Source organism: Paenibacillus sp. FSL P2-0089, assembly GCF_038595095.1.
In the GTDB taxonomy this organism is placed as follows: Bacteria; Bacillota; Bacilli; order Paenibacillales; family Paenibacillaceae; genus Paenibacillus_AQ; species Paenibacillus_AQ silagei.
Window position 1 is genome coordinate 5,456,571 of record NZ_CP152006.1, and the last position, 15,836, is coordinate 5,472,406.

General features: G+C 54.4%; 11 protein-coding genes. 1 reads left to right on the forward strand and 10 read right to left on the reverse strand.

Annotation, left to right across the window (positions count from 1 at the left end; translation table 11 throughout):
* Positions 1 to 133 precede the first annotated feature (133 nt).
* The 6 genes from NST69_RS22860 to NST69_RS22885 all read right to left on the reverse strand — a co-directional run bounded on the left by NST69_RS22860 (position 134) and on the right by NST69_RS22885 (position 8,986).
* The gene (locus NST69_RS22860) at positions 134 to 1,552 is read right to left on the reverse strand and encodes a sugar ABC transporter substrate-binding protein (protein ID WP_342547225.1); all 1,419 of its coding nucleotides are present in this window, start codon (positions 1,550 to 1,552) and stop codon (positions 134 to 136) included.
* 145 nt (positions 1,553 to 1,697) lie between these two features.
* Positions 1,698 to 3,305, reverse strand: coding sequence for a response regulator (locus NST69_RS22865; RefSeq protein ID WP_340979948.1), 1,608 nt, complete (start codon positions 3,303 to 3,305; stop codon positions 1,698 to 1,700).
* Positions 3,306 to 3,314: 9 nt separating this feature from the next.
* Entirely contained in the window at positions 3,315 to 5,069 is a 1,755-nt protein-coding gene (locus tag NST69_RS22870) for a histidine kinase (RefSeq protein ID WP_342547226.1), read from the reverse strand.
* A 64-nt stretch (positions 5,070 to 5,133) separates the two neighbouring features.
* A complete protein-coding gene (locus NST69_RS22875) occupies positions 5,134 to 5,976 on the reverse strand; it encodes a carbohydrate ABC transporter permease (protein WP_051477952.1) in 843 nt (280 codons plus the stop codon).
* Between the two features lie 60 nt (positions 5,977 to 6,036).
* Positions 6,037 to 6,927: a sugar ABC transporter permease gene (locus tag NST69_RS22880; RefSeq protein WP_340979952.1), complete on the reverse strand. Its 891-nt coding sequence runs from the start codon at positions 6,925 to 6,927 to the stop codon at positions 6,037 to 6,039.
* A 655-nt stretch (positions 6,928 to 7,582) separates the two neighbouring features.
* Positions 7,583 to 8,986: a class I SAM-dependent rRNA methyltransferase gene (locus NST69_RS22885; RefSeq protein ID WP_342547227.1), complete on the reverse strand. Its 1,404-nt coding sequence runs from the start codon at positions 8,984 to 8,986 to the stop codon at positions 7,583 to 7,585.
* A 100-nt stretch (positions 8,987 to 9,086) separates the two neighbouring features.
* Here NST69_RS22885 and NST69_RS22890 point away from each other — a divergent pair, with 100 nt between their 5' ends.
* Positions 9,087 to 10,076: a Na/Pi symporter gene (locus NST69_RS22890; protein ID WP_342550214.1), complete on the forward strand. Its 990-nt coding sequence runs from the start codon at positions 9,087 to 9,089 to the stop codon at positions 10,074 to 10,076.
* A gap of 76 nt (positions 10,077 to 10,152) precedes the next feature.
* Here the strand turns inward: NST69_RS22890 and NST69_RS22895 are convergent, their stop codons facing one another.
* The 4 genes from NST69_RS22895 to NST69_RS22910 all read right to left on the reverse strand — a co-directional run bounded on the left by NST69_RS22895 (position 10,153) and on the right by NST69_RS22910 (position 15,715).
* Positions 10,153 to 10,707, reverse strand: coding sequence for a hypothetical protein (locus NST69_RS22895; RefSeq protein WP_342547228.1), 555 nt, complete (start codon positions 10,705 to 10,707; stop codon positions 10,153 to 10,155).
* Positions 10,708 to 11,073: 366 nt separating this feature from the next.
* Positions 11,074 to 13,320, reverse strand: a complete 2,247-nt coding sequence (locus tag NST69_RS22900; protein ID WP_342547229.1) for an Ig-like domain-containing protein — start codon at positions 13,318 to 13,320, stop codon at positions 11,074 to 11,076.
* Between the two features lie 277 nt (positions 13,321 to 13,597).
* Positions 13,598 to 14,947 carry a tRNA (N(6)-L-threonylcarbamoyladenosine(37)-C(2))-methylthiotransferase MtaB gene (gene mtaB, locus NST69_RS22905; RefSeq protein ID WP_342547230.1) on the reverse strand — a complete coding sequence of 450 codons (1,350 nt, stop codon included), beginning with the start codon at positions 14,945 to 14,947 and terminating at the stop codon, positions 13,598 to 13,600.
* A gap of 3 nt (positions 14,948 to 14,950) precedes the next feature.
* Positions 14,951 to 15,715, reverse strand: a complete 765-nt coding sequence (locus tag NST69_RS22910) for an RsmE family RNA methyltransferase (RefSeq protein WP_036732204.1) — start codon at positions 15,713 to 15,715, stop codon at positions 14,951 to 14,953.
* Between the last annotated feature and the right edge of the window lie 121 nt (positions 15,716 to 15,836).

Sequence of the window (15,836 nt, forward strand, 5' to 3'; positions counted from 1 at the left end):
GGATCTGCTCCTCTCTTTAAAAATCCCCACAAAGTGGGGCTTTGCTCCGATGTTTACTCAGGTACTTTGCGGGGGGCCCCAAAACAAAGCGGCCGAATCTATCATGCATCGGCCGCCACCTGAACCTTACCTCTTATTCCTCGGTGGATAATTTACCCTGCAGCTTCGATGCGTCAAAGCTTGGATCGGCCACAATATCCGTTGCGCCGGAGGCTCTTGCTTTCTCTAATGAGACATTATACCGGGTATCCAGGTCTTTGATAATGTTGTCCACATCGCCGCCGGTGAAGACGAATGCCGAGAACGCATCGCTCCATTTGCTGCCTTCCAGTGACCCTTCTGTAATGGTCAGCGGGTTCGCCGGATAAATCGCGTCATAACGCTTCGGCAGGAAGCCTTCAATGCCGGGAATGCTTGGTTTTTTGCCGGAGCTGATGACTGTAGGGATCAGGGAGATGCCGTAGCCTTTTTCATAATACTCGCTTTGCAGGCTGTCGCTGTACACATACTCCATGAACTTCCACGCTGCTTCCTTGTGCGTGCTGTCTGCGCTGATGCCGATGTAGGAGCCGCCGATGATCTGCGATGCACCCTTAATCGTTCCGTCCGTAGTCGGTACAGCAACGGCAGCCCAATTAGCGGTGGTCGGGAACTGGTCTTTGTAGACGCCGGGCTCTGCGGAGTGGTTAATGTACATGCCGATTTTGCCTTGGGCGAACTGCGCACGCAGCGGATCGATATCCAGGCTCTCTACGCCCGGCAGCATGCTGCCGTCTTCGTTCATCTGATGCAGGGCCAGCGCAATATCCTTATACATGCTGAAATCAAATTGTCCGGTCTTGTAATTGTAGCCGTCAATGCCGGTATTGTTGCTCGCACCAGCTACAGTATTGGATGCACGCCAGAAGCCGCTTGAGCTCTTGAACGGGCTGGCGAAGCCGTATATGCCGTCCTTTTTGCCGGTATCGGTAATCTTTTTGGCGGCAGCAACCATCTCGTCCAGAGTTTTTGGCGGATTCTCAATGCCCGCTTGCTTGAAGATATCTTTATTATAGATCAGTCTCCAGATCTGTCCGGTGTTGGGCAGGGTATAGGTCTTGCCGTCCACGGTATTCTTGTTCTCCAGCAGGCTGTCCTTGAAGGTCTCCTTCATCTCACTGCTCATATAATCATTGATCGGGGCCATGTAGCCTTTTTTGTAATAGGTCTGGAAGTCGTTGATCTGAAGCACATCAGGAGCCTGCTTACTGGCAAAAGCGATATCTACCGCCTGCGGATAATTGTCCCCCATCACGGTCATTTCCACTTCGATGTTATCCTTATTCGTCTTGTTGAATTCATCAATCTTGGATTTCATGAAATCGGCGTCGTGACGGTCGGGTGTCCAGTAGAGGATTTTGGTTTTGCCGCCGCTTGCTGCTCCGTTATCTCCCTTGGCGTCCGCCGGTTTGCTGTTACTTGCCGCGGGCTCCTTATTGCTGTCGGCAGCGCAGCCGGCCAGACTCAGTGCCAGCACTGTACTCATTGTTGCAACAACCCATTTTTTATCCATCGTTATGCCCCCTTGTGCTTGTCCTGACAGCCTGCAATCGGCTATCTGTTAACGTAATCATAATGGTTCCGCTTTCAGTGGGGTGAGGGACATTCTAACTTTGTAAGGGGGGAAAAATGCTTGTCCCTGTTCCTTCGGCTCCTCCTTATTTCAGGTATTTCTGCCGGAACGCTGTGGGCGTAAGTCCGCAGTATTTTTTGAACAGGCCGCTGAAATACGGGCGGTCCTCATAGCCGAGCATCAGGGAAATCTCCTGCACCTGCGCCCCGGCAATCAGCAGCTCCTTCGCCCGCTCCATCCGCAGCTTGGTAATATACTGAATCAGCGTCATGCCTGTCTCCTTCTTGAAGGCGCCTGCGAAATAGCTCGGGCTGAGATGGACGGCCTGCGCGCAGCTGTTCAGGGTCAGATTCTCCTCCAGATGCAGCCGGATATATTCTCTGGCGCGGTTAATGGACTGCGTTACATCACGGAACTGCTTGCTATCGACGAATTCGCAGCCCATGCTGGCGAAGTGCTTGATATAGCTTTTCCACCCGCCAAAGGTTAAAGAACGGTTCTCCTCAAGCGCCGTCAAGTCAGCCTCCAGCTGTATGCGCTCCTCTTCCGTGATTTCATCACAGAACGCCCGGTACATAGCGAAGGTCAGCCCGGACAACAGACGGACCATCGATAGCGGATCAGGATATCTGCCGGAGAGGGTCCACCGCCGGAAGATCTCGCCGATGATCTCATGACAGCCTTCTTCATTGCCGGATTTGAGCGCGTACAGCAGTTCCTTCACCTTCTCCTCAGGATAGTCCGGGGCTGCGCGGTTCTCCGGGTCCAGCTCTGTGAAGCGGAAGATACAATTCCCCTCACTGTAAAAGCGGTAGGCCAGTGCTTTGGCCGCATGCACGAAGGAGGCCCTGATCTCACGCGGTCCCCGTGCCGCTGTGCCAAGGCCGATCGAAACGGTATTCTTGCTGTATTTCTCCACATTCTCACGGCACAGCTCCAGCAGCTCTACCGTATCCACGGCCTCTGGCGGATTAAAGATCGCGGCCAGCCGCTGTCTGCTCTCGCGCAGTACAACGCCGCGCGTGTGCATTTTCAGCGTCTCGTCCAGGATGTTCTTGATCGCAAAAGGAATGATCTCACTGTCATCCAGATGCAGGGTGTATCCGTATTCGGTATAACAGTCCAGCTCAATAGCCATCACCAGCAGATTGCCGGCATCCAGGTCGATGCCGAGCTCCTGCCAGCGGCTGTCACTCAGGCTGATATTGGTCTCCTGGCGCAGCAGAGCGGTGAGATAATCCTGGCGCAGCTGCGCATGGCTGGCCATCATCTTCTGCTCCATTTGCTGTATCTGCTCTGCTCTCGCCCGCTCTTCTTCAATAGTCTGCTTCACCTTCAGCACAGCGTCCACAATCTCCGGCTGGGTGAACGGCTTCAGCAAATAGTTGGAGGCGCCCAGCTTGATCGCCTCCTGCGCATAGCTGAAATCCGAATACCCGCTGATGAATATGAATTCGGCCCGCAGCTTCGCTTCGGCAGCCCGTTTCATGAGCTCAAGACCGCTGAGCTTCGGCATACGGATATCGCTGATTACGATGTCGGGGTCCTTCTCCAGCAGCAGCTCCCAGCCCTGCTCACCGTTGCCGGCGGTACCCGCCACCTCGATTCCATGATCCGCCCACGGGATCGTTGAAGCAATTCCTTTGACGACAGTCTGAATATCATCCATTACGCACAAGGTCAATGGGTTCATGGCAGCCTCCTAGAGGATCGGTATCGTGACGGTTACAGTTGTAGCAATATCGGGAATGCTGCTGAAGGCAATCGATGCAGATTCACCGTAATGCAGGCTGAGCCTGCTGCGCAGGTTGGGCAAGGCATATCCCCTGCGCTCCGCTTCGGTGCCGTTCACCGCATTCGCAAGCTGAGCGGCATCCATGCCGCAGCCGTTGTCCGTGACCCTCAGAATCAGGAATCCGGCAGCGCGGTAGATGCGGATCTCAATTCTGCCTAGCTCCGCTTTGTCGCGGAAGCCATGCAGAATTGAATTTTCCACCAGTGGCTGAAGCAGAATCTTCAACATCCGCACGGACAGGCAGGCATCATCCTCCACCTCAATCGTATAAGTGAACAGATTCTCATAGCACTTCTGCTGGAGCTGCAAATACTGCCGGACATGCTGGACCTCCTGCTGGAGGGTCGTAATATCATTCCCGTTGTTCAGCCCCAGGCGGAAGAGGAGCGACAAGGCGACGATCATCTCGCTGACATCGCTTTTCTCGCCATTCTCGCTTTTCCAGAAGATCGTATTCAGCGTGTTGTATAAGAAATGAGGGTCCACCTGCGCCTGTAACGCCTTGACCTCCGACTTGCGCTTCTCCTGCTCCGAGGTCCGCACCTCCTGAATCAGAACCTGAATCTGGTCCAGCATCCGGTTGAACTTATGGCCCACGGCGCTCACCTCATCCTCATAACGGCTCTGAAACCGCACATCCAGGTCGTTATATTCTACCTCCACCATCAGACGCTGCAGCTTGTTGAGCGGTCCCAGCAGTGCAGAGGCGAGCAGGTTGGACAAGGCCAGCGCGACCACGGTACAGATCAGCATAATCCAGAAGATCAGCCAGCGGATCTGCTTCAGTGGCTGCAGCAGGTCTGCTTTGGATTGAATACTGAACATGACCCAGTCCTCATTCATCGACAGCGTGCTGTAATTGACGAGCAGCTCCTCGCCTGAGGCATTGATATAGTTGAAATCGCCTGCCGTCCCTTCATTGAACCGGCTGACGAAATTCTGCTCTGTATTGAACGCATAGGTCTGCGTCTCCGGCCGGATGACCATCGATCCATCCTTTTGCAGCAAAAAGAGCTGAACCTGATTATTCATCAGATCCTGCTCCAGGATAGACCGCATCGCCTCCTCCTTCATGTTCACAACCATATAGACGTCCGGGAAATTATGATTGTCAATTACCGTTGGCTTCAGCAGCAACGAAAGCACCCGGCCCTTCGACTGAAACAACTCGCTCTGATGCGCCCCCAGCCACAAGGTATTCCAGCCCGGCCGCTCCAGATAGCTCCCGTACTTCTCCTTGAAGTTAGTCTTCCGTTCGGGGAAATCCTTAGTGGAGTAAAAATCGCCAATCGGCGTACTGAGATAGGTCGCATCGATCAGCGGCTCCACCAGCTTAAGCTGGTCAAAGGAGGTCTGCAGCAGCGACAAATTCTGATAATAATGAGCGGAATTATTGTTGCTGACATCCTTCATCACTTGACCAAAGCTTTCACCCAGCATCAGGGAAAAGGAAGAGACCACGATATGCCGGAGATGCTCGTCCATCACCTGAACCGATTTGTTCAGGATGCCTTGCTTCAGCTCAAGCGCACTGCCCTGAATGCTGCGCGCCGCGAAGAGATACGAACCGACTCCGGTTACACTGATACAGAGAATGGCGAGGAAGATGTACAGCACCTGAATTCTTTTCTTCAAAGACTGCTTGTAGAAACCGAGTTTCATCCGTGAACCACTCCTTGCAACCCATTGTAACAACAGTGCAGGCGGAACACTACTCTTTCCGGGACTACCCTTTGACGGCGCCGAGTGTCACCTGCATGAAGGATTTGTTGGCGAATACATAGACCACCAGCAGCGGCAAAATGGACAGACATGCGCCGGCCATCATCAGCTGTACCTCTGACGCCGCTCCGATTCCGTAGCGCAGATTCGCCAGCCCGACCGGAAGTGTCTGGAGCTGGGGATTGCTCATCGTGAAAACCAGCGGCAGAATATATTCATTCCAGGACCCCTGGAACGCCCCCAGTCCGGCAACCGCCAGCGCAGGCCGCAGCAGTGGCAAGATGATACGCAGGTAGACAGAGTAGAAGTTGCAGCCATCGATCATCGCCGCTTCGTCCAGGTCGCGCGGAATGCTCTGGAAGAAGCCGATTAAGATGAAATAACAGGTGGCATGGGCGCTGATCAGGATAATAATGACACCCCAAAGCGTCTTGTTCAGGCCGAGCATGACCATCAGGTCAAATTGCGGACGCAGCACTACGGCCCCGATGGAGATGAACAGCGTGGAGGCCATGAGCAGGGAGTACGCTTTTTTGCCGATAAAAGACACCCGGTTTACGGCATAGGCGGACATCGAAGCCACCAGCAAAGTGCCGACAGTGGTGACCACGCTTACAAATATACTGTTCAGCGTATAGCGGGAGAAGTTGGCGTTCTTCCACGCTTCCAGGTAGTTCGAGAAATGCCAGCTTGACGGCCAGATGGTTGCACTGCCGGTCAGCTCCTGGTTCGTCTTGAACGAGCCCAGCACGACCATGATGATCGGGAACAAGGCCAGCAGGGCGGCCGCAATCAGAAAGATCCAGAGCACAGCCTTGCCGAGCAAGCGGGTCAGCAGCGGGGACATGACGGGACGGGTATGGGTATGAGTACGGGTGTTATTCATTCTGCTCTCCTCCTGTCGGTTCTAGTACACATCGTTTAATTTCTTGGAGATCCGGAAGTAGACCAGCGTCACGCCGCCCACAATGACCGCAGTGGTGAAGCCGACTGCGCTGCCATAGCCGAGCTGCTGGATGGACTGCGCTTCCGCCGAGACCGGGAACAGGAGCTTGAACAGGTACAGGTACATGACTTCTGTTTTGCCGTACGGCCCGCCTTCGGTCAGCACCATAATACTCTCATAACCCTTCAGCGAGATGGTGATCGCCAGCATGATAATCATCTGCATCACCGGTCCCAGCAGCGGGATGGTCACATTCTTCAGCTTCTGGAATTCATTCGCCCCGTCCAGCGAGGCCGCTTCGTACAGATCATTCGGAATGCCTTGGAGTCCGGCGAGGAACAACAGCATATAGTTACCGACGGCACCCCAGATAGCAATAATGATTGTGGTCATCATCGCATGGTCGGCGCTGAGCCAGCCAACCGGTTCGCTGATGATCTGGAAGCGGATCAGCAGCTGATTCAAGATCCCGTTATAGGAGTTGAAAATAATGAAGAAGACAATCGCCATCACCGAGGCGCTGAAGATCGTAGGCAGATAATAAATCGCCCGCAGGAAGGAACGCCCCTTCATTTTGCGGTTCAGGATAATCGCCAGCAGCAGCGACATCGGAATCGTCACCACGAGCTTGCCGAGCGCATAGATCCCGGTATTGCCGACAGCGGACCAGAACTGATGGTCGCGCATTACCCGCCCGAAGTTATCGAGGCCGATAAATACAGGCGTCCCAAACCCCTGATAGTCATAGAACATATACCGCAAGGCCCACAGCAGAGGATAAATGCCGAACACCAGGGTCAGGAACAAGCTGGGAAATACGAAGACGTAGGCATGTATTTTTTTCTGTTTCATAAACGGCCCCCCTTAGAATCTGTACCTTGATTATAGAGGGTCCGCCTACGCTGCCGGGATAGGGAAATCAACTATTGAAAGGGGAGGATGTTACTGAGCTGGGGCGGCGGGCCGAAGGCACGACGTTGGCGGGACTGGGGTGGGCGGCGTGAGACGGGCACGGCGTTGGCAGGATTGGGGCGGTGGGGGGGATTGGAGCGGATTTTGTGCTTAGGTGTATTTGGTACAACTAAAAGCGGCCAAAATGGCTCGTTAACAGGTTTAAGTGTATTCTCTGCAACTAAAAATCAGATTTTCATCTCCATAGTTACTCCGAGCCGATTTTAATTGTACAGAATACACCTATCTCAGCTATTCTGGTTTTGGGCGGTCTTTTAACTGTACCAAATACATCTATTTGTATGAATGCCTATTTACCCTCTCCCTTCTCACATAGAACGTTTACCGCGCACCCCTCTGCCACCTTCCATACTTATCCCTCAGAGCACTCTACACCAGAACCCCACTTAACTAGATCTGTAGCATCAATATTTACGCAGGTACTTTACAGGACCTCAGAACAATTAAATTCTGTACTATTGTAAAAAATAGAAAAAGAGCCTCTATAAAAGAGACTCTTCCCGCAAAACCGGCTGGCCCGCCGGGTCTGAAACTTCTATTTGCTGCGCACCTCAAAGATGGCAAACTTCAGATAATGCCCCTCGTCCACGCCGAGAATCTGCGGATGATCCTTGCCTGCGGCCCGCCATTCGATCAGTCTCAGCACCTTGCCGGCATCCTTGGCCGCCTCCATGATCGTGTCAAGGAACAGCTGCGGCTGCATGTGGTATGAACAGCTGGCCGTGACCAGATATCCCCCGTCATTCACCAGCTTCATACCCTGCAGATTGATGTCCTTGTAGCCGCGTACGGCCCCTGCCACTGCACTTTTGGTCTTGGCAAAAGCAGGCGGGTCCAGAATCACGACATCCCACGTGCGTCCGCCCCCGGCGGTCATCGGCTTCGCGGTGTCCGCCTTGGCAGCCGGTTTGCTTCCGGTTTTCCCTTCCGCCGTTGTGCCGCCCGTAGCCCGCTCAGTGCGTTCCTCCTGACCCTTGACCTGATTGCGCAGGAAGGCAAATGCATCATCTACCACGAATTCCACCCGGTCGCTGAATCCGTTGATCTCCACATTGGCCTTTGCACTCTCGATGGCATGTGCGGATACATCCAGGCAGGTTACCTTCTTGGCACCGTACTTGCAGGCATGCAATGTGAAGCTTCCCGTATGCGCAAAGCATTCCAGCACAGTCGCACCATCCCAGTACGGGAAGGTGACAGGCTTGCCGCTTTTGTTGACCGGCAGCATCTGGAGTGAACCATCCTCAGCAGCTACATTCTGCAGTGTAATTCCGCTGCGCACGCCCCAGCCCTTCATCAGCGGAGCAATCGATGCTCTATTCTCCCGCTGATCGAAGAAGTAGCCGGTCTTCTGCCCCTCTTCAATATCAACGATGACCTTCAGCCCGTTCTCACTTACGGTAATGTGGCGCGGGCATTCGCCGTAGAGCACACCCGTGGTCTGTTCCAGTCCCTCCAGCTCCCGCACACTGACATCGCTGCGCTCGTAGATGCCACGCGGCGCCATCACCTGTGCCAGCGCCTCCACAATCTCGGAGCGGTGCTGATCCATAGCCAGTGTCAGCAGCTGCACCACAAGGACTTCACCGAAGCGGTCAATGATCAGCCCCGGCAGAAAATCCGCTTCCCCGTAGACCAGACGGTAAGCGTCCGCCCCCGGCAGGAAGCGTTCCCTGTGCCGCAGACAGTCCGAGAACCGCTGTGCAAAAAACGCCGTGTCCATCGCCGCCAGCTTATGCTGCGACAGAATTCTCACCCGGATCTGTGAAGCCGGATTATAATACCCGGTAGCCAAGTACCGCCCCTGATGGGTCAGAACATCCACCAGTCCGCCTGGCTGCGGATCTCCGTCTACAGATGCTACTTCACTGGCGAAGACCCATGGATGGCCCTGCTCCAGTCTTTTTTTACGGTTGCGTTCCAGAATTACTGATGCCAATACCTTCAACTCCCTATTCTTGTTGCCAGATTAATATACATGTCCTATGCCTGGCGTTCATATATTGGTACAACCCCCGTTCAAAAAGGAGCCTGTCCTTATGATCCGTGAACTGTTATTCCCTGTCCTCTATGGTCTTGTCATATTCCTCGCCGGGATGAAGGTGATGGAAGCCTCGTTGTCGCGGCTGGCCGGTCCGCTGCTGAAGCGCAGCCTGCACAAGGCTACCTCCACACCTGCCAAAGGCCTGATCGTCAGCGCCCTGCTATCGGCGCTGCTGCAGAGCAGCACCGCTGTAACGGTGCTGACCATCGGCATGGTCAATGCCGGGCTGCTGACCTATGCCCGCACGCTTGGCATTATTCTCGGCAGCAACATCGGCACCTGCCTGACAACGGAGCTGATCAGCCTGCAGATCAGCACGCTGGCCGCGCCGCTGCTGATCGCGGCGCTCTGCCTGTGGGCCGCCGCCGTGATGGCCGGCGAGCTGGCCCCGCAGTCCTGGCGGCTGCTTGAGGTCTTCCGCCGGATCTCGGGACCGCTGCAGTTCATCTGCCTCGCGGTCACCGGCTTCGCGCTCGTCCTGTGGGGCATCGCGGTCATGCAGTCCATAAGCCCCGCCCTGGAAGGCAGCCCCCTGTTCCGCTGGTTCCTCGGGCATGCCGCAACCAGCGCACTTTGGGGGCTGGCCGCCGGGGCTGTGCTGACGGCGATGGTGCACAGCAGCGCCGCAGTCATCGGCATGGCGATGGGCCTCGCCGCCAGCGGCGTGATGCCGCCTGGGCTTGGCATCGCCATCGTCCTCGGTGCGAACATCGGCACCTGCGTCACTGCCGTCATTGCCGCCATCGGCAGTACGCCCTCCGGCGTATTCGTCGCCTGGTCGCATGTGACGCTGAATGTCGGCGGCGCCTTGCTATTCCTGCCCTTCACCCAGCCGCTGCAAGCCCTGTCCGCCTCGATCGGCGGCGGACCTGCCGCCCAGCTCGCCCATGCCCAGACTATTTTCAACGTCGTCTGTTCGCTTGGGGTACTGCCGTTATGCTATCTGCCCGTCTGGTCCAGGCTGGAGCAGCGGCTGCAGTCCTGAGTCTTCCAAGAATCGTAATCGCAGTCCTCATTATACTTCAAAAAAGACCTAGGGCGCCATCACCCCAGGTCTATATTTACATCAGCTTCTTAATCTTATCCAGCGGCAATTCAACAGCCTTAGAGACCGCTTCGGGAGAAAATCCATTAAGCAGCAATTTACGGATGAGCTCCGCCTGACCTTCTTCTTTTCCTTCCGCTTTTCCTTCAGCTTTGCCTTCCTCAATACCTTCCGCTTTGCCCTCTTCGTATCCCCAACGCTTCCAGGCTGGCATCAATTCCATAATGACTTCTCCCTCCTCCGGGTAATGATCGATTAATTCTCTTAGAATCTCCTCATCCTGTGTCCGGTCCGGCTTGAAATACAAATCCGCCACTGACATAATCAGCGCCAGCCGCCCCTGATCCAATCGTGTCCTGAGCTTGATGAACATCCGCAGGAATTCCCGCCGTACTTCTCTCGCCTCTCTTGTAGTATACCCCACCTTCGCTAATAACGCAGCTGCCACCGCATTGTCTGAGTCGATGAACCGCCGCCAGTTCTGCTTACGGAGCTCCACCTTAAGGAACTGGAAGCGCAGAATGGAATGCTCCGGAATAGACATCTCCAGCGTGTCCGGCTCTATCCACAAGCAGTTCCTGCATCAGAAACCGGGTCTCACCATAGTCGAGCATGGCGTCCAGCTCAGGAAAAAACAGCTCAATGAATTCTTCAAAGAACGTCTCCAGCAGCTTTTTGAAAGCTTCATCATGTGGTATAGAAATATGTTTCGCCTCCTGTTATAGGTTTGAGCTTGTTCTAATGTGATTGTATTCCATTTATTTGGGATTGTATATAATAAAAGGAACATACATTCGCATCTAAATGTGATACCCCTCCTCCCTCCTTAATAATCTTGAGCATTCCGATTCCTCACCATAAACAAAAAAACCTGCACACCGTCCATATAGACGAATGTGCAGGTCTTGTTGCCGCTCAAACCGCAAGCAGTATTACACTATTTCACGCTAACAGATACCGAGACTGTCTTAGTCCCCAGTTTTCCTTTAATAGATGCGGTTCCCTTGCTCACTGCTGTAATCATCCCAGTGGCATTCACCTTGGCGACAGCAGGCTTGGAGCTGGTCCAGACCATGCTTCCTGTGACAACTGCAGTGCGGCCGGTATCATACAGCGCGGTTACCACTACGTTTTTGCCTGCGCCCGGTGCAAGACTCAGCCGGTTCTCACTGACTGTAAGCTTCATCAGCTTGGGAACAACCGTTATCTTAACCGTCGCCTGAATGCCCTGGTAGGAACCGGTCAGGGTAGTTGTACCCTCAGCCAATGCTTTGACGGAAGTTCCCTTAATAGTAGCCACAGCCGGGTTCGAAGATTCCCAGTTCATTACCCCTGAGAAGTTGGCAGATTTGCCGTTTGAAAAATATCCGGTGGCCTTAATGGACTTGGACGCCTTGATGTTCATTTCCAGCGTTGCCGGGTCCACCACCAGCTTCACGACCTTCTGTTCAATCGTTACCGGAACACTGATGGTCTTGTTGGAGTAGGTTCCCTTCAGGGTTGCCGTACCTTTGACCAGTCCCTTGATGGTCTTGGCGGCAGTTGTCTGCTTAAGAACCGCATTGCTGCCGCTCAGCTCCCATTTGATGGTTCCCGATACATCCAGCTCGTCGCCATTCTCCAGCACAGCCTGGACAGCGGGCAGTGGCAGCTCTTCACCAATCACTACTCCCAGAGCAGCATCGGGTCCGATCAGGACAAGCACTTTATTCTGAACCGTTACATTAAACTGAACGCTCTTGGAGCGGATCGCCGCAGCCGAAGCAGAGGTCACTTCACCCGTCTTGAGCTTCCCGGTCAGGATCGCTGTGCCTGCCTTGCCGCCGACAAACTTCCCGTCCTTGATGGAGACAATCTCTTCATTCGCAGAGGTCCACTCCATCTCATCGCTGATATCCAGTTTGGTGCCGTCATACTTGGTTCCGGTCACCTTCGGCAGGCTTACTGCATCCGCCGTGTAGATTTCCTGCTCCGTCTTCTCCAGGCCCAGCTCCGTCAGGGTTGGATAGACGGTGATCTTGAAGCTTTTGCTGATGCCCAGATAGCTGGCCTTAATGATTGAAGTTCCTACCGCTTTACCCGTAACAGTGGCATAAGCGTTGCTTGCATCCGCCGTATTGGCGGTTACTGTAGCATTCATCAGGTTATCCGAGGTCCAAACGGCGGACGCTGTTTCGTTCGAGGTTGAATTGACAGCATTCCGCATTGCTGCGGTTACATTCAGACTCTCCCCCAGGAAAAGCGACTGGTCGCCGGAAGGCGTCAGCAGCAGCGCTTCATAAGGCGCACGCACATAGACATCCACCGACTGGGTGACACCCAGATAGCTTGCGGTGATGACCGTTTTACCCACGCCCAGGATGGTAATCTCACCGTCTTTAACAGTAGCTACGCTCTCGCTGGAGCTGCTCCATTCCACCTCATTGCCCAGGGTAATCTCCGGACTTGCCGAAGTGGCTTTGGTCTTGGCGGTCAGCTTGGCCGGATGGTCCCCGACCAGCATTTCCATTTCCTTGACGATGGTGTCTTTCTTGTCTTTCAGTACAATAGCGGCATAAGGAAGCTCTACCACCGCTTTGATCGTTTCGGTTAACCCTTTGTACTTGGCGGTAATGGTAGCCTTACCTTCACCGACCAGCGTAATCTTGCCTGCAGCAATGGTCAGCACGCCTGTATTCGAGCTGCTCCATTCCGTGTCCTTCGTGACATCCTTCTCCGCAGTGGCCGATGTTCCGCCGATGGCGGTGGCCGTAACAGACAGCAATTCCTCTTTGTCGCCTAATTTATAGCTGCCCTCTGTGCTGCGGGTCAATTTCAGTTCCTTGAAGGCATGGGTGACCGACACCTCTACAGAGGCTATCGCATTATTGAGAGTTGCTGTAATTATCGCCGTTCCGGAATTCACCGGTGTAAGCTGGCCATTTAATACTGTAACTACTTCTTTCTTGGAAGAGGTCCATGTTGCGGCTGCCGTCACATCCCGTTTGGAAGCGGAGCCCTCTACATTGGCATATAGCTTAAGCTGCTTCGGTGACTGGCCAACGGTAAGCTCTACCTTGGCTGAGCTGTCGAATTCAATAGAGATAGTGTCTCCAGCAGCGGCAAAGACGTTTACCGGAAAAGCGGCCACAACGAGCAATATCATAATGAGGAGCGTTTTTGTCATTTTCCTGTACACGGTCATCTGTTCTCTCCTTAGACGGTCTGATTATCGGTGGACTTTTTTGCCACTCTCTTCCACTATATCGACAAAACCGTCCCAAGTCTTTACCCCATTTTCCATATTTCACGATTCCCGGGCAAATTCAGGTCTTTGTAACTATATAAAATGCCTCCGCCACTTTTCCCTGTCTGTATATTTTCAAGTCCAATTGATATAGATAACTACGGGCTGACGAAAAAAGGATGCCTAATCGCCTTCATCGGCTAAGTAGACATCCTTTCATTCGCAAGCACCTGTCCTAGCGGACGCTTTCGTGCAGTCCAGCTGCCGTCCGGCTAACACTGACAAGCTCGCCCCGGCATTCATTCACGCCGGCTTCGGTTATCTTCACCTGGCACAGCTCGCCCTGCAGCGAATCGTCGCCGCCAAACAGCACCTGCAGATAGTTGTCGCTGAAGCCGTGCTGTACGCTGCGTCCCGCCGAGCCTTTGGCGGCCCGTTCTGGAATGACGGACAAAGTCTGTCCCACGAAGCGCTTGGCATAAGCCAGCTGCATCTCTTCAGATAGATCGATCAGCTCCTGCACACGCGCATTCTTGATCTCCTCATCGACCTGATTGAGCATCCGTGCAGCCGGGGTTCCGGTCCGTTTGGAATACGGGAAGACATGCATCTCCGAATAGTTGACCGCCTTCATGAAGTCGTAGCCTGCCCGGAACATCTCATCCGTCTCGCCCGGGAAGCCGACGATCACATCGGTTGTGATGCCCACATCCGGCATGGCCTGACGGATCAGCTGCATTTTGGCAAAATACTCTTCCGTCGTATACTTCCGGCGCATCGCCTTCAGCACCTCGTTATGGCCCGCCTGGAGCGGAATATGCAGATGGCGGCACATCTTGGTGCTGCGGTTCAGCACCTCCAGCAGCTTCTCATCAATCTGGCTCGCTTCAATGGAGCTGATGCGGACACGCTCCAGCCCGTCCACCTTATCCAGCTCCCAGAGCAGGTCAGCGAGGCGGTAGTTGTCCAGATCATCCCCGTACCCGCCGGTATGGATGCCGGTCAGCACGAATTCCTTGTATCCGGCCTCCACCAGCTGATGCGCCTGGGCGACAATCGATTTCGGATCACGGCTGCGCGACAGACCGCGCGACCAGGGAATAATGCAGAAGGTACAGAAGTTGTTGCAGCCGTCCTGTATCTTCATGAACGCCCGCGTCCGGTCAGCGAACCCGGGCACATCCATCTCCTCGAACTCACGCGTCTTCATAATGTTGCGGACCGCATTCACGGGCTGGCGTGACTCCTGAATATTCTTTACATGCGTCATGATCTGTTCACGGTCCTGGTTGCCGATCACCAGATCGACTCCGGGAATATCGAGAATCTCTCCAGGTGAGGTCTGCGCGTAGCAGCCGGTAACCGCTACGATGGCGTCTGGATTGCGGCGGACCGCCCGGCGGATCATCTGCCGGCTTTTTTTGTCGCCCGTATTGGTCACTGTACAGGTGTTAATCAGATAGACATCGGCGGCCCCCTCGAAATCTACCTGCTCGTATCCATCATTCTTAAAGAGCTGCCAGATGGCCTCGGTATCATAGAAATTGACTTTGCAGCCCAGTGTATAAAAAGCTACAGATGGCATGGTTTAAGCTCCTCCCATTTCTCCGGATTCATATAAAATGCAGGCGGCGGCAACCATACCTGCGGTTTCACAGCGCAGAATACGCGGCCCCAGCCCGACAGAGACGGCTCCGGCCTCCTCAGCCAGTCGGCATTCCTCCGTACTGAAGCCGCCCTCCGGCCCTACAACAATCATCACTTTAGCCGCAGCTTCCTGCGGAAGCGATGCCAGCCATGGCGCGGCTGCGCTGCGGAGCTGGAGGCCCTCTTCCTTCTCATAGCAGAAATAGACGGCGTCATAGCTGCTGAAGCTCTGAAGCAGCTGCTTCCAGCTGAGCGGTGAATGCACCTGCGGAACAATATTCCGGTGCGCCTGTTCGGCAGCCTCCTTGCAGATTTTGCGCCAGCGCTCTAGCCGCTTGCTCTCCTTGCGCTCATCGTACTGCACGATGGTCCGCTCTGAGAGGAACGGCGTGAAGGCTACAGCCCCGATCTCCGTGCATTTCTGAATGACTGTCTCCAGCTTGTCCCCTTTGGGCAGGCTCTGGGCGACAGTAATCTGAATGCGCGCTTCATGAGTCATAGCCAGAGGCTCCAGTATGTTCACGGTAACGAGTCCAATCTCTATGTCAGCAATCTCGGCCAGCGCCTCGCGGGCCACGCCGTCGCTGACGATCAGCTTGTCCCCGGCCTTGCCGCGCATGACCTTGGCGATATGGCGGGCGTCTTCACCGTCAATGCTAACCTTGTCTTGTCCGAACTGTGCCGGAGTTACGAAATAACGCTGCATCTCTCAACCTCATTCTGTCCGTTATTCAGCGTAAAAGCGGCGTAGTCCCCGCCAAATCAGGTCCCGGCCGCCGCTTCACACGTATCATTCATCTACTTAATAATCACATTATATTCTACAA

Bases quoted from the DNA above. Each gene is read 5' to 3' on its own strand.
- NST69_RS22860 (WP_342547225.1), bottom strand. From the start codon at position 1,552: ATGGATAAAAAATGGGTTGTTGCAACAATGAGTACAGTGCTGGCACTG.
- NST69_RS22865 (WP_340979948.1), bottom strand. From the start codon at position 3,305: ATGAACCCATTGACCTTGTGCGTAATGGATGATATTCAGACTGTCGTC.
- NST69_RS22870 (WP_342547226.1), bottom strand. From the start codon at position 5,069: ATGAAACTCGGTTTCTACAAGCAGTCTTTGAAGAAAAGAATTCAGGTG.
- NST69_RS22875 (WP_051477952.1), bottom strand. From the start codon at position 5,976: ATGTCCCCGCTGCTGACCCGCTTGCTCGGCAAGGCTGTGCTCTGGATC.
- NST69_RS22880 (WP_340979952.1), bottom strand. From the start codon at position 6,927: ATGAAACAGAAAAAAATACATGCCTACGTCTTCGTATTTCCCAGCTTG.
- NST69_RS22890 (WP_342550214.1), top strand. From the start codon at position 9,087: ATGATCCGTGAACTGTTATTCCCTGTCCTCTATGGTCTTGTCATATTC.
- NST69_RS22900 (WP_342547229.1), bottom strand. From the start codon at position 13,320: ATGACCGTGTACAGGAAAATGACAAAAACGCTCCTCATTATGATATTG.
- mtaB (WP_342547230.1), bottom strand. From the start codon at position 14,947: ATGCCATCTGTAGCTTTTTATACACTGGGCTGCAAAGTCAATTTCTAT.
- NST69_RS22910 (WP_036732204.1), bottom strand. From the start codon at position 15,715: ATGCAGCGTTATTTCGTAACTCCGGCACAGTTCGGACAAGACAAGGTT.